At 74.3% G+C, this 17166-nt stretch carries 13 protein-coding genes; 9 read left to right on the top strand and 4 right to left on the bottom strand.

Annotated elements, in window-relative coordinates; all coding sequences use genetic code 11:
* The first annotated feature begins 30 nt into the window (after nucleotides 1-30).
* The 5 genes from ACSNOG_RS26730 to ACSNOG_RS26710 all read left to right on the top strand — a co-directional run bounded on the left by ACSNOG_RS26730 (nucleotide 31) and on the right by ACSNOG_RS26710 (nucleotide 7382).
* A complete protein-coding gene (locus ACSNOG_RS26730) occupies nucleotides 31-909 on the top strand; it encodes a Cgl0159 family (beta/alpha)8-fold protein (RefSeq protein ID WP_436755258.1) in 879 nt (292 codons plus the stop codon).
* Between the two features lie 31 nt (nucleotides 910-940).
* Nucleotides 941-1813: a 5-deoxy-glucuronate isomerase gene (gene iolB / locus ACSNOG_RS26725; protein WP_436755256.1), complete on the top strand. Its 873-nt coding sequence runs from the start codon at nucleotides 941-943 to the stop codon at nucleotides 1811-1813.
* Entirely contained in the window at nucleotides 1810-3699 is a 1890-nt protein-coding gene (gene iolD, locus ACSNOG_RS26720; protein ID WP_436755255.1) for a 3D-(3,5/4)-trihydroxycyclohexane-1,2-dione acylhydrolase (decyclizing), read from the top strand. Before iolB ends, iolD begins: the two co-directional genes overlap by 4 nt.
* A 19-nt stretch (nucleotides 3700-3718) precedes the next feature.
* Nucleotides 3719-5212: a CoA-acylating methylmalonate-semialdehyde dehydrogenase gene (locus ACSNOG_RS26715; RefSeq protein WP_436755254.1), complete on the top strand. Its 1494-nt coding sequence runs from the start codon at nucleotides 3719-3721 to the stop codon at nucleotides 5210-5212.
* Between the two features lie 73 nt (nucleotides 5213-5285).
* On the top strand, nucleotides 5286-7382 hold the full coding sequence (locus ACSNOG_RS26710) for an FUSC family protein (protein ID WP_436755253.1): 2097 nt from the start codon (nucleotides 5286-5288) through the stop codon (nucleotides 7380-7382).
* 628 nt (nucleotides 7383-8010) lie between these two features.
* On the opposite strand, the gene ACSNOG_RS26705 is transcribed toward ACSNOG_RS26710, so the two are convergent.
* The gene (locus tag ACSNOG_RS26705) at nucleotides 8011-8610 is read right to left on the bottom strand and encodes a TetR/AcrR family transcriptional regulator (protein WP_436755252.1); all 600 of its coding nucleotides are present in this window, start codon (nucleotides 8608-8610) and stop codon (nucleotides 8011-8013) included.
* A gap of 85 nt (nucleotides 8611-8695) precedes the next feature.
* Here ACSNOG_RS26705 and ACSNOG_RS26700 point away from each other — a divergent pair, with 85 nt between their 5' ends.
* The 3 genes from ACSNOG_RS26700 (at nucleotide 8696) to ACSNOG_RS26690 (ending at nucleotide 12583) form a co-directional block, all read left to right on the top strand.
* Complete coding sequence (locus ACSNOG_RS26700; RefSeq protein WP_436755251.1) at nucleotides 8696-9271, top strand: PH domain-containing protein; 576 nt, start codon at nucleotides 8696-8698, stop codon at nucleotides 9269-9271.
* Nucleotides 9268-10812: a PH domain-containing protein gene (locus ACSNOG_RS26695; protein WP_436755250.1), complete on the top strand. Its 1545-nt coding sequence runs from the start codon at nucleotides 9268-9270 to the stop codon at nucleotides 10810-10812. Before ACSNOG_RS26700 ends, ACSNOG_RS26695 begins: the two co-directional genes overlap by 4 nt.
* A 106-nt stretch (nucleotides 10813-10918) precedes the next feature.
* Nucleotides 10919-12583: a sigma-70 family RNA polymerase sigma factor gene (locus tag ACSNOG_RS26690; RefSeq protein ID WP_436755249.1), complete on the top strand. Its 1665-nt coding sequence runs from the start codon at nucleotides 10919-10921 to the stop codon at nucleotides 12581-12583.
* A 56-nt stretch (nucleotides 12584-12639) separates the two neighbouring features.
* Here ACSNOG_RS26690 and ACSNOG_RS26685 read toward each other — a convergent pair whose 3' ends face one another.
* From ACSNOG_RS26685 to ACSNOG_RS26675, 3 genes are all read right to left on the bottom strand, one after another.
* Nucleotides 12640-13392: a succinate dehydrogenase/fumarate reductase iron-sulfur subunit gene (locus tag ACSNOG_RS26685; RefSeq protein WP_436755248.1), complete on the bottom strand. Its 753-nt coding sequence runs from the start codon at nucleotides 13390-13392 to the stop codon at nucleotides 12640-12642.
* A complete protein-coding gene (locus tag ACSNOG_RS26680) occupies nucleotides 13392-15338 on the bottom strand; it encodes a fumarate reductase/succinate dehydrogenase flavoprotein subunit (RefSeq protein WP_436755257.1) in 1947 nt (648 codons plus the stop codon). Before ACSNOG_RS26680 ends, ACSNOG_RS26685 begins: the two co-directional genes overlap by 1 nt.
* Nucleotides 15339-15454: 116 nt before the next feature.
* Complete coding sequence (locus ACSNOG_RS26675; RefSeq protein ID WP_436755247.1) at nucleotides 15455-16159, bottom strand: succinate dehydrogenase cytochrome b subunit; 705 nt, start codon at nucleotides 16157-16159, stop codon at nucleotides 15455-15457.
* A gap of 89 nt (nucleotides 16160-16248) precedes the next feature.
* Here ACSNOG_RS26675 and ACSNOG_RS26670 point away from each other — a divergent pair.
* Nucleotides 16249-17166 (top strand): LysR substrate-binding domain-containing protein (locus ACSNOG_RS26670; protein ID WP_436755246.1); only part of this gene is annotated, 918 nt, incomplete at its 3' end.

Here is a 17166-nt window from a genome sequence, read left to right as displayed (position 1 = left end):
CCGCCCCTCCCTCCCGGAGGTCCCCCGCTCGTGAGTGTGCAGATCGCCGAGCTCGCCCGGATTCGCAGCCGGCATCCCGAGGCCATCGCCGAAGCCGCCGCCCGGCGGGTCCGGCGGCCGCTCGTGGGGGAGAGCGGGCGCCTGATGGTCATCGCGGCGGACCACCCCGCGCGCGGCGCCCTCGGCGTCGGTGACCGCCCCTTCGCGATGGCCGCCCGGCCCGAGCTGCTGGAGCGGCTCTGCCTCGCGCTGTCTCGCCCCGGCGTCGACGGAGTCCTCGCCTCCGCCGACATCCTGGACGACCTGCTGCTGCTCGGCGCGCTGGAGGGCAAGATCGTCATCGGCTCCATGAACCGCGGCGGGCTGGCCGGAGCGGCCTTCGAGATGGACGACCGGTTCACCGGGCCCCGCGCGGAGGACCTGGCGGCGCTGGGCTTCGACGCGGGCAAGCTGCTGCTGCGCATCGACCCGGACGACCCCGGCTCGCTCACCACCCTGCACGCCGCCGCCCGCGCCGTCGACGCGATGGCCGCCCACCGGCTGCCGGTGTTCGTCGAACCGTTCCTCTCCCGCCGGACCGGCGGCAGGGTCGTCAACGACCTGAGCGCCGAGGCCGTCACCAAGGCGATCGCCATCGCCTCCGGGCTGGGCGGCACGTCCGCCTACACCTGGCTGAAGGTGCCGGTGACGGACGACCCCGCGGCCATGGAACGCGTGATGGAGACGTCGACCCTGCCGGCCGTGCTCCTCGGGGGCGACGTCGGGGACGACCAGGAGGCGGCGTACGGGCGCTGGCGGTCGGCGCTGCGCCTGCCGACGGTGCAGGGCCTGGTCGTGGGCCGGGCCCTGCTCTACCCGGCCGACGGGGACGTGGCGGGTGCGGTCGACAGGGCGGTGGGATTGCTGTGAGCACGGCATCGCGGATCCAGGAGGACGACTCATGACCCACCCTCACCCCCACCCTGACGGCTGCGACTACGACGTGGACGTCAGCCCCGAGCAGGCCGGCTGGGCCCACTCGTCCCTGCGTGTCCTCACCCTCCCGCCCGGCGGCGCCCACACCTTCCCCACCGGCGGCAGCGAATGGATCGTCCTGCCGCTCCGCGGCGGCTGCACCGTCGTCACCGGTGACGAGGAGACCTTCGTGCTCCACGGCCGGGAGAGCCCCTTCTCCTCCACCACCGACTTCGCCTACGTTCCCCGCGACACCACCGCCACCCTCACCGCCCCGGCCGGCGGCCGCTTCGCCCTCGCCGGTGCCCGCTGCGAGCGCCGCCTGCCCGCCCGTTACGGCCCCGCCGAGGCCGTCCCCGTGGAGCTGCGCGGCTCCGGAACCTGCTCCCGCCAGGTCAACAACTTCGCCGCCGCCGGCGTCTTCGCGTGCGACAAGCTCATCGCCGTCGAAGTCCTCACCCCGGGCGGCAACTGGTCCTCGTACCCGCCCCACAAGCACGACGAGCACCACCCGGGCGAGGAGTCGGAACTGGAGGAGATCTACTACTTCGAGATCGCGGACGGGCCCGCCGGCACCCCCGGCCTCGGCTACCAGCGCGTGTCGCCCTCGCGCGACAAGGGCACCGACGTCCTCGCCGAGGTCCGCACCGGCGACGTCGTCCTCATCCCCGACGGCTGGCACGGGCCCTCCATCGCCGCCCCCGGCCACGACATGTACTACCTCAACGTCATGGCCGGCCCCGGCGCGGAGCGCGCATGGCTCATCCGCGACCACCCCGACCACGCGTGGATCCGCGGCACGTGGCCCGCCCAGGCCGTCGATCCCCGCCTGCCGCTCTACGAGGAAGCGAAGCGATGACGACCGACAGGGCAACGACCCGCCGCCTCACCGTCGCCCAGGCCCTGGTGGAGTTCCTCGCCCGCCAGTACACCGAGCGCGACGGCCGCCGGCAGCGCCTGATCGCCGCCTGCTGGGGCATCTTCGGCCACGGCAACGTCGCCGGGATCGGGCAGGCGCTGCTGGAGTCCGGCGGCGCCATGCCGTACCACCAGGGCCGCAACGAACAGGCCATGGTCCACGCGGCCGTCGGCTACGCCCGCCACCGCGACCGGCTCTCCGCGCACGCCGTCACCACGTCCATCGGCCCCGGCGCCACCAACCTCGTCACCGGCGCCGCCCTCGCCACGGTCAACCGCGTCCCCGTGCTGCTCCTCCCCGGCGACACCTTCGCGACCCGCCCCGCCGACCCCGTCCTGCAGCAGCTCGAACACCCCGGTGCGGGCGACGTGTCCGTCAACGACTGCCTGCGCCCGGTGTCCCGCTACTTCGACCGGATCGTCCGCCCGGAGGGGCTGATCCCCGCCGCCCTGCAGGCGGTTCGCGTCCTCGCCGACCCCGTCGAGACCGGCGCCGTCACTCTCGCCCTGCCGCAGGACGTCCAGGCCGAGGCGTACGACTGGCCGGAGGAGTTCTTCGCCGAGCGCGTCTGGCACGTGCGCCGCCCCGCTCCCGACCCGGCCGAACTGGCCGCGGCCGCGGCGGCGGTACGGGCCGCCCGCCGCCCCCTGCTGATCGCCGGCGGCGGCGTCCACCACAGCGAGGCCGAGGACGCGCTGCGCGCCCTCGCCGACGCGACCGGCATCCCCGTCGCCTCCACCCAGGCCGGCAAGGGGTCCCTGCACCACGCCCACCCCGCCGACGTCGGCGGGGTGGGCCACACGGGGACGGCCGTCGCCGACGACCTGGCCCGTACGGCCGATCTGGTCATCGGCGTCGGCACCCGCTACAGCGACTTCACCACCGCCTCGAACACCCTCTTCGCCGCCCCCGGCGTGCGCTTCGTCAACCTCAACGCCGCCTCCTTCGACGCCCACAAGCTCTCCGCGCTGCCGCTGGTCGCGGACGCCCGCACCGGGCTGGAGGCGCTGGCGGAAGCCCTGGCCGGGCACCGCGTCGCGGACGCGTACGAGAAGGAGTACACGGCCGGCAAGCAGGCCTGGGAGCGGACCGTCACCCGGGCGTTCACTCCACGGGACGCGGCGGCGCGCCCCACCCAGGCCGAGATCCTCGGCGCCCTCGACTCCGTCGTGGACGCCACGGACGTCGTCATCAACGCGGCCGGTTCCCTCCCCGGTGACCTGCACAAGCTCTGGCGCGCCCGCTCCCGCCGCCAGTACCACCTGGAGTACGGCTACTCCTGCATGGGCTACGAGATCCCCGCGGCGATCGGCGTCGCCCTGGCCGAGCCCGGCCGCCCCGTGTGGGCGCTCGTCGGCGACGGCACGTACCTGATGATGCCCACCGAGCTCGTCACCGCCGTGCAGGAGGGCATCCCGGTCAAGGTGGTGCTGATCCAGAACCACGGTTACGCCTCGATCGGCGGCCTGTCGGAGGCCGTCGGCGGCGAGCGCTTCGGCACCGCCTACCGCTTCCGCGCCGCGGACGGCACGTACACCGGCGACCCGCTGCCCGTGGACCTGGCCGCCAACGCCGCCTCCCTGGGCCTGCACGTGCTGCGCGCCCGGACGGCCGGTGAGCTGCGGGAGGCGCTGTCCGAGGCGCGCGCCGCCACGCGCCCCACATGTGTCTATGTGGAGACCGAAACAGCCGACACAGTGCCGGGCGCGCCCCCTGCCCAGGCGTGGTGGGATGTGCCTGTCGCCGGGACCGCGACCCGCCCGGCGGCCCGCAGGGCCCGGGAGGAGTACGAGCGCCACGCCGCTGCCCGCCGCCGCTATCTTTGACCGTAGGAGAGGCCGACCGATGAAGACCGTCAACCACTGGATCGACGGCAAGGCCGTCGAGGGCACCTCCGGCACGTACGGGCCGGTCACCGACCCGGCGACGGGCGCGCAGACCACGCGGGTCGCCTTCGCCTCCGCGGAGGAGGTGGACGCCGCGGTCGCCGCAGCCAAGGCCGCCTTCGCGACGTGGGGCACGTCCTCCCTGGCCACCCGCACGGCGATCCTGTTCCGCTACCGCGCGCTGCTGGACGCCCACCGCGCCGAGCTCGCCGAGCTGATCACCGCCGAGCACGGCAAGGTGCACTCCGACGCCCTCGGCGAGGTCGCCCGCGGCCTGGAGATCGTCGAGCTGGCGTGCGGCATCACCACGCAGCTCAAGGGCGAGCTGTCGACGCAGGTGTCCGGCGGAGTGGACGTGGCGGCGATCCGCCAGCCGCTCGGCGTCGTCGCGGGCATCACGCCGTTCAACTTCCCGGCGATGGTGCCGATGTGGATGTTCCCGCTGGCCATCGCCTGCGGCAACACCTTCGTGCTCAAGCCGAGCGAGAAGGACCCCTCGCCCGCGATCCTGCTGGCCCAGCTGGCCGCCGAGGCCGGGCTGCCGGAGGGCGTCCTCAACGTCGTCAACGGCGACAAGGAGGCCGTCGACCGGCTGCTGACCCACCCGGACGTCGCCGCCGTCTCCTTCGTGGGCTCCACGCCCATCGCCCGCCACATCCACCGGGTGGCCGGCGAGCACGGCAAGCGCGTCCAGGCCCTCGGCGGCGCCAAGAACCACATGCTGGTGCTGCCCGACGCCGACCTCGACGCGGCCGCCGACGCCGCCGTCTCCGCGGCCTACGGCTCGGCCGGCGAGCGCTGCATGGCCGTCTCCGCGGTCGTCGCGGTGGGCTCGGCGGGCGACGAGCTGGTGGCGAAGATCCGCGAGCGCGCCGAGAAGATCAAGATCGGGCCGGGTGACGACCCCGCCTCCGAGATGGGCCCGCTCATCACCGCGGCCCACCGCGACAAGGTCGCCTCCTACGTGCACGGCGCCGCGGCCCAGGGCGCCGAGGTCGTCCTCGACGGCACCGGCTTCACCGTCGAGGGCTACGAGAACGGGCACTGGATCGGGCTGTCCCTGCTCGACAGGGTGCCGGTCGACGCGGACGCCTACCGCGACGAGATCTTCGGCCCGGTGCTGTGCGTGCTGCGCGCGGAGTCCTACGAGGAGGGCCTGGCGCTCATCAACTCCTCGCCGTGGGGCAACGGCACGGCCGTCTTCACGCGCGACGGCGGCGCGGCCCGCCGCTTCCAGCTGGAGGTCGAGGCGGGGATGGTCGGCATCAACGTGCCCATTCCGGTGCCGGTCGGCTACCACTCGTTCGGCGGCTGGAAGGACTCCCTCTTCGGCGACCACCACATCTACGGGAACGACGGCGTCCACTTCTATACGCGCGGCAAGGTCGTCACGACCCGGTGGCCCGACCCGGCCGACAGCGCCGTGGACCTGGGCTTCCCGAGCCACCGCTGAGGACGTACCGCGGCACGTCCCGGTGGACGTCCCGCTGCTCGGAACGCGATCGTCCGGAACGTAAGCTCAGGCCATGACCTGGTCCAGTGCGCTGCGGAAGGCCGCGCGCGACGGGCTGACGATCGAGCGCACCAAGCTGACGCCCGTGGTCGCCGCCCGTGGCGCGCTCGGCGTCGCGATCGTGGTCGGGGTCATCCTGTGGCTGGGGACCCCGGCCCTCGCCGTGTCCTCCGCGTTCGGGGCGTTCTCCGCCGGGCTGGTGACGTTCCAGCGGAGCTGGCGGCCGCGGCCGGTGCTGGCGCTCGCCGTGGCCCTCGGCCTCGCCGTCAGCACGTTCCTCGGGTACGTGGCCGCGTTCGACCCCGTCGTCTTCGGGTCCCTGCTGGCCGTGTGGACGCTGCTGGCGGGCATGGCCTGGGCGGTCGGGCCGGTCTCCGGCCTGGTCGCCACGCAGACCATCGCCGTCATGCTCGTGACCGTCACCCTGCCCACGTCGGTCACGGGCGCGCTGCACCACGCCGGGCTGATCGCCGTCGGCGGGCTGGTCCAGGCCGCGCTCATCGTGCTCCTGCCCGTCCGCCCCTGGGGCGTCCAGCGCGACGCCCTCGCCGACGCGCTGGCCGCCGAGGCCGACTACGCGCGCCGGCTGCGGCACGATCCGGTCGCCCTCTTCGACCCGCAGCCGCTCATGGACGCGCGCGAGGCCGCCGAACTGACCCCCCGCCAGGCCCGCAACCGGCCGCGCCAGCTGGGCGGGCCGCGCGGCATCGCCGAACGGCTGCGGCCGGTGCTCGCCTCCCTCGCCGACCCCGTCCTCGGCGCGCCCGCCGAGGGCCCCGAACGGGACCGCGCACGGGACCTGCTGGGCGCCGCCGCGACCGTGCTCGACGCGGTCGCGCGCGCCGTGCGGTGGGGCAGGCCCGTACGGCTGCCCGAGGAGGCCACCGCCGTCCTCACCGTGCCCGCCTCCGGGCCCGTGCTCCATGGGCCCGCCCGCCGCTCCGCCCTGCGGCTGATGGCCCTCCTCGGCGACGCGGTCGACGCCACCGACGAGCCGGTGCGCAGGACCACGGCGCGCGGCGGGCCCGCCCACCGGCACCTGCTGCGGCCGTCCGTGCCGCGGCTCGTCCCCGTGGCCCTGCGGGCGCTGCGGCGCGAGGCGCGCTGGTCCTCGCCGGTCGGCCGGCACGCGGTACGGGTCACCGCGGTGGTCCTCGCCGGCTACGCCGCCGGCACCGCCCTGCCGTGGGGGCACGCCTACTGGGCGCCGATGACGTCCGTGATGGTGATGCGGCCGGACTTCGGGCAGACGTACTCGCGCGGCGTCGCCCGCTTCGCCGGGACGGTCGTCGGCGTGCTCATCGCCGGTGCGCTGATGGCCTTCACCCACCCCGGGCCGTGGGTGTGCGCGGGGATGGCGGTGGTGGCCGTCGGACTGATGTACCTGCTGATGCGCACCGGGTACAGCGTGGCGTCGGCCTGCATCGCCGCGTACGTCGTCTTCCTGCTGGGCATCGCGGGGGAGGGCTGGTCGCAGACCGTCGAGGCGCGCGTCGCCCTCACCCTGCTCGGCGGACTGCTGGCCATGGCCGCCTACGCGCTCTTCCCCACCTGGGAGACGCCCCGCCTGCGGGACCGGCTCTCCGAGTGGCTCACCGCCAACGGGCACTACGCGCTCGCCGTGCTGGGCGCCTTCGCCGAACCCGGGGAGCGCAAGCCGCGCCGGGTGCGCGAGGCCCTCCTCGATGCCCGCGCCGCCCGCACGGCCTGGGAGGAGATGGCCGGCCGCGCCCTGACCGAACCCGTGCGGCACCGGGGCCTCTCGCGCACCTCGGAGCGGGCCGCCGAGTCGGCGCTCGCCACGATGGGCCGGGCGACGATGCTGATGGAGGCCCACCTGCCGGAGAAGGACGCCGAACCCTCGAAGAGCGCGGCCCGCTTCGCCGCCGCCCTGGCCGGCTCCCTGCCGGCCGCCGCGACGGCCGTCCGCGACCGCAAGCCCCTCGACTGGACGGCCCCCCACGCGGTGCTCGCCGCGTGGCGCGCGGAGGAAGGCGAAGAGGGCGTGGCCGTCCGGGGCTCGGAACTCCTCCTGGACGCCCTGGACGAACTGGCCACGGCGCTGTCCCCCGGCCCAGGCGGCCGCAACCGCGCCCAACGCAGACCGTAACGCCCCACGCCGGAGACCGGCCGCTCCCGGCGACCCGGCCCGGCACCGCCGGTGGCGCCGCACGACGACGGCGGAGACCCCGGCCGCTCCCGGCGCTCTCCTCCCCCCCGCGGCGCGTCCCGGCGGCGCCGAGCCGGCCCGGGCGTCCGTCCGGCACGGCACCGCCGGTTTCCGTCGTCGTGGCGTCGGGCCGTTGCGGCGGAGGGATTGGGTGCGCCCGGTGGTTCTCCTTCCGCCGCGACGGCGATCGACCCCCGCAGCGCGTTCCGGCGGTGCCGAGCAGCCCCGGGCGTCCGTCCGGCACGGCACCGCCGGTCTCCACCGTCGTGGCGTCGCGCCGTTGCGGCGGAGGGTTGGGGCGCGCCTGGCGGCTCTCCTTCCGCCGCGACGGCGATGGACCCCCGCAGCGCGTTCCGGCGGTGCCGTGCCGGCCCGGGCGTCCGTCCGGCACGGCACCGCCGGTTTCCGCCGTTGTGGCGTCGCGCCGTTGTGGCGGAGGGTTGGGGCGCGCCTGGCGGTTCTCCTTCCGCCGCGATGGCGATCGACCCCCGCGGTGCGTTCCGGCGGTGCCGAGCCGGCCCGGGCGTCCGTCCGGCACGGCACCGCCGGTCGTCGTCGGCCCGTTCGCTCACGGTGTGAACAGGCGTTCCAGGTGGCCCTCCAGCAAGCCCCTCGCTTCGGGCGGGGTGCAGACGTCCAGCAAGAGATACGTCGTCAGGCCGTCCGTCAGGGCGATCAGCAGCATCGCCTCCGCGTCCGGGGCGCGGGACTCGTCCACCTCGCCCCGCGCGATCCCCGCCCGCACCTGGTCCGCGAAGAAGGCCCGTAGCGCCGGTACGCCCTCCCTCGCGTGGGCGCGGAGCCGTTCGTCGTGGAGGGCGCGGACGAAGTACGCGATCTGGACCAGGTTCCCCGTGCGGCTCTCCTCGTCCAGGGGGAGCATCTCCATGACCGTCTCCCGCAGCACGTCCCGCGGCGACGGCGGCGCGGTCAGCCCCATGAGGCGTGCGCGGATGCGCTCCTCTGCGAGCCCGCCCAAGTACTTGAGGGCGAAGACGAGCATCTCGTCCTTGCTGGAGAAGTAGTGCTGGAGCTGCCCCAGCGAGATCCCCGCCTCCGCAGCGACGTCGCGCAGGCTCGCGCCGTCGAGCCCCCGCGCGCACGCGATGCGCCACAGGGCCTGCGCGATCGCCCGGCGGCGCTCCTCGTGGTCCACGCGCTTGGGCACGCCCACCACCTCGCCTTTCCAAGTCGTTTGTATTGCTATAGCTTATTGCCATACAACTGACTTGGAAAACGGGAGCGGCACCCCCATGACAGGACACCGACGCGGCGCACCCGCGCAGAGCCGGACGCAGAGGCAGGCACAGGCGCAGACGCAGCCCCGCCTCAGGCCACCCCGCAACGGCGTCGACCCGCGCGCCCACCGCTGGTGGACCGTGCAGGCGCTGCTGACGGTCACCGGCCCCGCGCTGCTCGTCGCGGCCGCCCTGCTCGTCAACTCCCTGCTGTTCTTCCCGGGCGCCCTCCCCTGGCTCGCCCCGCTCGTCCTGGCCGTCCTCGTCCTGCCCGCCACCGGCTACGTCCTGGCCATGCCGCGCCTGCGCTGCCGCGTCCACGCCTGGGAGGTTGGGGAGTCCGCGGTCTACGCCGCCGGCGGGTGGATCCTGCGCAAGCGCCGCATAGCCCCGCTCTCGCGCGTCCAGACCGTCGACACCGTCCGCGGCCCGCTGCAGAGCCGCTTCGGCCTCGCCACGGTCACCGTCACCACCGCCTCCACGGCCGGCGACGTCCGCATCACCGGGGTCTCCGACGAGGCCGCGGAGTGGTTGGCCGGCCGGATCGCCGATGCCGCCCGCCTCGTGCCCGGGGACGGTGACGCCGCATGAGCGAGCAGCAGCCCGAGCAGCAGTCCGAGCGCGCGCCCGGGCAATGGCGCACCCTCGACCCCCGCACGATCGCCGTGCACTGCACCTGGCTGGGCGCGCCCCTCGGCTCGCTCGCCCTCACCGCCCTCGCCACCGGCGGCCGGTTCGACACGCGCGCGTGGATCACGCTCGCCGTGATCGGCGTCGTCTTCGCCGCCATCAGCGCGAGCGGCGTCGTCACCTGGCGGCGCACCCGCTACCGCGTCACCGCCGACGCCGTCGAGCTCCGCACGGGGTTGTTCACGCGCAGCGTCCGCGCGATCCCCCTGCACCGCGTCCGCAACGTCGACATCACCGCCAACGCCGTCCAGCGCGTCCTCGGCCTCGCCGTGCTGCGCGCCGGAACCGGCGGCGGGGGGAGCGGCGGCGAGATCTCCCTGGAGGCCCTCGCCCGCCCCGAAGCCGTCCGCCTGCGCGCCGAACTCCTCGCCCGCGCCGGCGCCGGCCGCGCCGGCGACCCCGTGCTCGCCACTGCCGACCCGCGCCGCCTGCGCTACGCCCCGCTGACGTTCTGGGTCGTCGGCGGCGTCTTCGCCGCCGCGGGCGGCGCGTGGCGCGTCCTCGACGGGATCGGCATCGAGCCCTGGCGCATCGGCATCGTCCGCCGTGCTTTCGAGGACTTCGGTCACAGCTTCCTGTGGGTCACCGTCCCGCTCGCGCTCCTCGCGGTCACCGCCCTCGGAGCCGTCGGCGCGGTCGCGCTGTACGCCGAGGAGTGGTGGGACTACCGCCTGGAGTGGACCGACGCGGCCACCCTGCGCGTGCGCCACGGCCTGTTCACCACGCGGTCCGTCTCCATCGAGCGCGCCCGCCTGCGCGGCGTGACCCTGCGCGAGCCGCTGCTGCTGCGCGCGGGCGGCGGGGCGAGCGTCCGGGCCGTCGCCGGCGGGCTGGGCAACAAGGAGGAGAACCGCCGCCGCAGCGTCGTCCTGCCGCCCGCTTCGTACGCCGAGGCGCTGCGCGTGTGCGACGGCGTGCTGGGCGAGCCCCTCGGCGCGCCGGAGCTGACGCCCCACCCGCGGGCCGCGCTGCGCCGTCGCGTCGTGCGGGCGTTCGCGTGGTGCGTGCTGCCGCCCGCCGTGGCGCTGGCCGTGCTGGGCGCGCTGCTCACGCCCGTGCTGCTGTACTGCGCGGCGGGCTGGGTGCTCCTGGCCGCTCCCGTCGCCTACGGGCTCGCGCGCGACGCCTACCACGGGCTCGGCCACGGCCTGCGGGGCCGCTTCCTGCTCGTGCGCTCCGGCACCTTCGGCCGGGAGACGACGGCCCTGGACCGGTCGGCCGTGCTGGCGTGGACCTTCACCGACAGCCCCTTCTCCCGCCGGGCGGGCGTCGTCACCGCGACCGCCGCCGTCGCCGCGGGCGAGGGTGGATACCGCATCCGGGATATGTCGGCCGATACTGCCGCGGGCTTCGCGGAGGCGGCCACTCCGGGGATGCTCGCCGAGTTCCTGGAGCCCGGCGAACAACAGCCCTACAAACCGGGATTTGTCCGGTCCTCTTGAAGTTTTCCGTGCAGTTTTTGTTATCGTCGCGCCCCATCCGCATCTCCTATGTGTCGGACCGAACGGCCCGACTCCCGAACGGAATGCCGGAGAAGGGTGGCGGAGCGTGAACAGTCAGAGCGTGGCCGTGGTCGAGGCGGCGCGAGCCGGGGACACGGCGGCACAGGACGAGCTCGTCGCCGCATACCTGCCGCTCGTCTACAACATCGTCGGCCGGGCCCTGGGCGGCCACGCCGACGTCGACGACGTGGTCCAGGAGACCATGCTCCGGGTCATCAACGGCCTCGGCGAGCTGCGCGACGCCGCCGCGTTCCGGTCCTGGCTCGTCGCCATCACCATGAACCAGATACGCAGCCACTGGCGGGAGCGCCCGGAGACTCCCGTCAGTGGCCTGCAAGAGGTCGCCGAGGTCCCCGACCCGGAAGCGGACTTCGTCGACCTCACCATCGTCCGGCTCGGTCTGCAGGGGCAGCGCAAGGAGGTCGCCGAGGCCACGCGCTGGCTCGACGACGACGAGCAGACCGTGCTGTCCCTGTGGTGGCTGGAGGCCGCCGGCGAGCTGACGCGCGCCGAGGTCGCCGCCGCCCTCGACATGACCCCGCAGCACGCCGCCGTCCGCATCCAGCGCACCAAGGCCCAGCTGGACACCGCCCGCGGCGTCGTCCGGGCCCTGGCCGCGCAGCCGGGCTGCCCGCAGCTCGGTGACGTCGTCGCCTCCTGGGACGGCGCCCCCTCCGCGCTGTGGCGCAAGCGCGTCGCCCGCCACGTGCGCGGCTGCGGCCGCTGCGTCGGCGCGACGTCGGCGCTCGTCCCCGCCGAGGGGCTGCTCGTCGGTCTCGGCCTGGTGCCGCTGGGGGCCGGCCTGCTGGGCTGGTGGCGCGGCAGCTCCGTCCTGCAGACGCAGGCAGTGGCGCACGTCTCCCCGGCCGCCGCCGCAGAAGGCACGCGCGCGGGCGCGCGCGTGGGTCACCGCCGAGCGGGCAGCGGCAACAACCGGGGCCACCGCGCGGGCCGCCCCCGCAAGGCCAAGAAGGCCGCGGCCGGAGCCGCCGCCCTGGCCCTCCTCACGGGCGGCGTCCTCGGCGGCCTCTACCTCTTCACCGACTCCCCCGGGGAGACGTCCGTCTCCGCCAAGGACGGACAGGCGCCGCAGAACCGGGTGAAGGCCCTCGACGCCGGCGCGTCCGTGCTGCCGTCCGCCGCCTCCCCGTCCGCCTCGGCGAGCGCGTCCGCCTCCGCTTCGGCCAAGCCGTCGGCGTCCGCCTCGGCCTCGTCCTCCGCCTCGCCCTCCGCGGAGCCGAGCCGGTCCGCGGCCTCCGCGAAGCCGTCGCCCGAGAAGAAGAGCGCGAGCCCTGCCAAGCGCGCCCCCAAGACCACGAACCCGGGCGGCGGCTCGCTCGGCCAGCAGGTCACCACGCTGGTCAACGCCGAGCGTGCCAAGGCCGGCTGCTCGCCCCTGACCGAGAACAGCACCCTGGACGCGGCGGCCCAGGGCCACTCCGACGACATGGCCGCCCGCAGCTTCTTCAACCACACCAACCCCGACGGCAAGGGCCCCGGCGACCGCATCACCGCCGCCGGCTACAACTGGAGCACCTACGGCGAGAACATCGCCTACGGGCAGCAGTCGGCGTCCTCCGTCATGGACTCGTGGATGAAGAGCGACGGCCACCGCAAGAACATCCTCAACTGCTCCTTCAAGGAGATCGGCGTGGGCGTCAACCACGCCCCGGGCGGCCCGAGGTGGACCCAGGTCTTCGGCGCCCGCTGACGTCTGCGTCTCGCGGACGCACCCGTCGGCGGGACCGCCGGTGCGGCCGCCCGGCCTCAGCGCCGGCGGCCGCCCTTGAGCGTGGCCCGCAGGTATTCGCGGTTCATCGCGCCGATCGCCGTGAGCGGGATGCCCTTGGGGCAGGCCACGGCGCACTCGCCGGTGTTCGTGCAGCCGCCGAAGCCCTGGTCGTCCATCGCGCCCACCATGTCCAGCACCCGGGACTCCCGCTCGGGCGCGCCCTGCGGCAGGACGTTGAGGTGGACGACCTTCGCGGAGGTGAAGAGCATCGCCGAGCCGTTGGGGCAGGCGGCCACGCACGCGCCGCAGCCGATGCACTCGGCGTGCTCGAAGGCGAGGTCGGCGACCGGCTTCGGCACGGGCGTGGCGTGGGCGTCGGGGGCGGATCCGGTGGGCGCGGAGACGTAGCCCCCGGAGCCGATGATGCGGTCGAAGGCGGACCGGTCGACGACCAGGTCCTTCACGACCGGGAAGGCCGCCGCCCGCCACGGCTCGACGTCGATGGTGTCGCCGTCGGCGAAGTGGCGCATGTGCAGCTGGCAGGTCGTCGTCCGCTCGGGCCCGTGCGCCTGCCCGTTGATGACCATGCCGCACGCGCCGCAGATGCCCTCGCGGCAGTCGTGGTCGAAGGCCACCGGCTCGTCCCCCGAGAGGATCAGCTCCTCGTTGAGGTGGTCGAGCATCTCCAGGAAGGACATGTCCTCGCTGATTCCCGTGACCTTGTACGTGGTCATGGCGCCGGGCTCGCCGGCAGCGCGCTGGCGCCAGATGCGCAGGGTGAGGTCCATTACGCGTAGCTCCGCTGGGTGGGGTGGACGTGTTCGAAGGTCAGCGCTTCTTTGTGCAGGACCGGCGCCCGGCCCGGCCCGGTGAACTCCCAGGCCGCCGCGTAGGAGAACTCCTCGTCCTTGCGGGCCGCCTCGCCCTCGGGCGTCGCGCTCTCCTCCCGGAAGTGGCCGCCGCAGGATTCCGTGCGGTGCAGGGCGTCCAGGCACATCAGCTCGGCGAGTTCCAGGTAGTCGACGATCCGGTTGGCCTTCTCCAGCGACTGGTTGAGCTCCTCGCCGGTCCCGGGCACCTTGATGCGGCGCCAGAACTCCTCGCGCAGCGCGGGGATGCGGCCGAGCGCCTTGCGCAGGCCCGTCTCCGTGCGGGCCATGCCGCACTCGTCCCACAGCAGCTCGCCGAGCTCGCGGTGGAAGGAGTCCGGGGTGCGGTCGCCGTCGTTGGCGAGGAGGCGGCCCAGCCGGTCCGTCACGCCCGCGACGGCCTCCGTGACGGCCGGGTGGTCCTCGGGCACCGCGTCGTGCGGGTGCCGGGCCAGGAAGTCGTTGATGGTGGAGGGGAGAACGAAGTAGCCGTCGGCCAGGCCCTGCATCAGCGCCGAGGCGCCCAGGCGGTTGGCGCCGTGGTCGGAGAAGTTGGCCTCGCCGATCGCGAACAGACCCGGCACGGTGGTCTGCAGGTCGTAGTCCACCCACAGGCCGCCCATCGTGTAGTGGATGGCCGGGTAGATGCGCATCGGCACCTCGTACGGGTCCTCGGCGGTGATCCGCTCGTACATCTCGAAGAGGTTGCCGTACCTGGCCTCGACGGCCTTCCGGCCCATGCGGGCGATGGCGTCGGCGAAGTCCAGGTAGACGCCCTGCCCGCCGGGGCCGACGCCGCGCCCCTCGTCGCAGACGTTCTTCGCGGCGCGCGAGGCGATGTCGCGGGGGACGAGGTTGCCGAAGGAGGGGTAGATCCGCTCCAGGTAGTAGTCGCGCTCGTCCTCGGGGATCGCGGCCGGCGGCCGGGCGTCGCCCCGGGCCTTGGGCACCCAGATCCGCCCGTCGTTGCGCAGCGACTCGCTCATCAGCGTCAGCTTCGACTGGTGGTCGCCGGAGCGCGGGATGCAGGTGGGGTGGATCTGCGTGAAGCAGGGGTTGGCGAAGTACGCGCCGCGCCGGTGGGCCCGCCAGACTGCCGTCGCGTTGGAGTTCTTGGCGTTGGTCGAGAGGTAGAAGACGTTGCCGTAGCCGCCGCTCGCGAGGACCACCGCGTCCGCGAAGTACGTGCTGACGGCGCCCGTGATCAGGTCGCGCGCCACGATGCCGCGCGCCCGCCCGTCGATGACGATCAGGTCGAGCATCTCGGTGCGGGCGTGCATCTCGACGTTGCCCGCGTCGATCTGGCGGCTGAGCGCCTGGTACGCCCCGAGCAGCAGCTGCTGGCCCGTCTGCCCGCGCGCGTAGAACGTCCGGGAGACCTGCACGCCGCCGAACGAGCGGGTGTCGAGCAGCCCGCCGTACTCGCGGGCGAAGGGCACGCCCTGCGCCACGCACTGGTCGATGATCTCGACCGAGACCTGCGCGAGACGGTGCACGTTGGACTCGCGGGCGCGGAAGTCGCCGCCCTTGACGGTGTCGTAGAACAGGCGGTGCACGGAGTCGCCGTCGTTGCGGTAGTTCTTGGCGGCGTTGATGCCGCCCTGCGCGGCGATGGAGTGGGCGCGGCGCGGCGAGTCCTGGTAGCAGAACTGCACGACGTGGTAGCCCTGCTCGGCGAGGGTGGCGCCCGCGGCGCCGCCCGCGAGACCGGTGCCGACGACGATGACGGTGTGCTTGCGCCGGTTCGCGGGGTTGACGAGCCTGGCCTCGAAGCGGCGGCGGTCCCACCGCTCGGCTATGGGGCCGCCGGGGGCGGCGTTGTCGGTGACCGGCTCGCCGGTCGTGTAGTGCGTGTAGTCGGTCATCTCGGGGGCGGTCGTCTCGGGTGTGGCCGGCTCGGGTGTGGCCGGCTTGGGTGTGGTCGGCTCGGGCGTGGCCGGCTCGGGTCCGGTCACCGCGGGCCTGGTCGTCTCGGGCATGGTCAGCTCACGACTCCTGTCAGGACGCCCACGGGCACGGCGATGAAGCCGCAGGTCAGCACCAGCGCCAGCGCATTGGCCAGGAACTTCAGCAGCCGCTCGCGGCGCGGCGAGTTCGCGCCGAGCGTCTGGGCGGCGCTCCAGAAGCCGTGCCGGATGTGCAGCCCCAGGGCGAGCATCGCGGCGATGTAGAAGGCCGTGACGGCGGGGCGGTCGAGGGAGGCGACGAGGTTCTCGTACGGCCGCCCCTCCTGGGCGTTGGGGTTCACGTCCAGCGTGGTGAGGTCGAGGACGTGCCAGACGATGAACAGGGCCAGGATCACCCCGCCCCAGCGCATCGTGCGGGTCGCGTAGCTCGCGCGCGGGCGCTTCCGCTCGTACTTCCGCGGGCGGGCGGCGAGGTCCCGCCGGCTGAGCTGGTACGCGGCCACGCCGTGCAGCACGACCGCCGTGCCGAGGGCGGCGCGCGCCATCCACAGGAACCACTCGTAGTGCAGGAAGGGTTCGCCGACGGTGCGGATCCAGTGCCCGTAGTGGTTGAACTCCCCGGCCCCGAAGAAGACCTTCAGGTTGCCCACCACATGGGCGACCAGGTACGCCAGCATGATCAGGCCGGTGACCGCCATGACCGCCTTCTTGCCGACGGTCGACCGCCACACGGAGCCGATGAGGGACGGAGGACGGTCCGTCCGGGTCGCCAGTGCCATGGCACCAGACGCTAGGCAGCGGCTCCTCGATCCGTCCAAGACATGATGAAGCTGGTTTCCATAGGCTCGTCCTATCTATGCTGCTGACCGTGCAACTCCAGCAGCTCCGCTACTTCGCGACCCTGGCCGAAGTCCGTCACTTCACCCGGGCCGCCGAGTCCCTGCACGTCGCCCAGCCCTCCCTCTCCCAGCAGATCCGCGCCCTGGAACGCGAGCTGGGCGCGGAGCTCTTCGGGCGCGCCCGCGGCAACATCACCCTCACCGACGCCGGCGAGGCGCTGCTGCCGCTGGCCCGGCAGATCCTGGCCGACACCGAGACGGCCCGGCGCGAGGTGCAGGAGGTCGCCCAGCTGCGGCGCGGCCGGGTGCGCCTCGGCGCCCCGCCCAGCCTCTGCGCGAGCCTCGTCCCCGACGTCCTGCGGGCCTATCACGCCCGCTACCCGGGCATCGAGCTCCTCGTCGACGAGGGCGGCTCCCAGGACCTCGTCCGCACCCTCGCCGCCGGCGGCCTCGACCTCGCCCTGATCATCACGCCCCTGGCCGTCGGCGCTCCGGCCCTCGCCACGACCGGGCTCCTGCGCGAGGACCTCGTCGTCGTCTCCGCCCCCGGAGAGCCCCCGCCCACCCGCCGCCGGGCCCTGCGCGTGGCGGACCTGGAGGGCCTGCCCATGGTGATGTTCCGCCGCGGCTACGACCTCCGCGAGATCACCGTCGCCGCCTGCCGCGCCGCCGGCTTCGAGCCGGCCTTCACCGTCGAGGGCGGCGAGATGGACGCGGTCCTCGGCTTCGTCCGCGCGGGCCTGGGCCTGGCGGTGGTCCCGGGCATGGTGGCGGCCCGCTCGGGCCTGCGGGTCACCCCCTTCGAGGACGCCCGCATGCGCCGGACGGTCGCCCTGGCCCACCGCAAGGACGTCGCCCCGCCGCGCGCGGCGCGCGAGCTGCGGGCGGTGCTGCTGGAGCACTTGGGAGTCGAGGAAGGGGAGGGAGAGCGGGAAAGGGAGGGGGAG

The sequence above is a fragment of the Streptomyces sp. URMC 124 genome (assembly GCF_051386455.1).
Taxonomy (GTDB): Bacteria; Actinomycetota; Actinomycetes; order Streptomycetales; family Streptomycetaceae; genus Streptomyces.
Note: the sequence above shows the minus strand (reverse complement) of the source record. Positions and strands in the feature narration are given on the sequence as shown.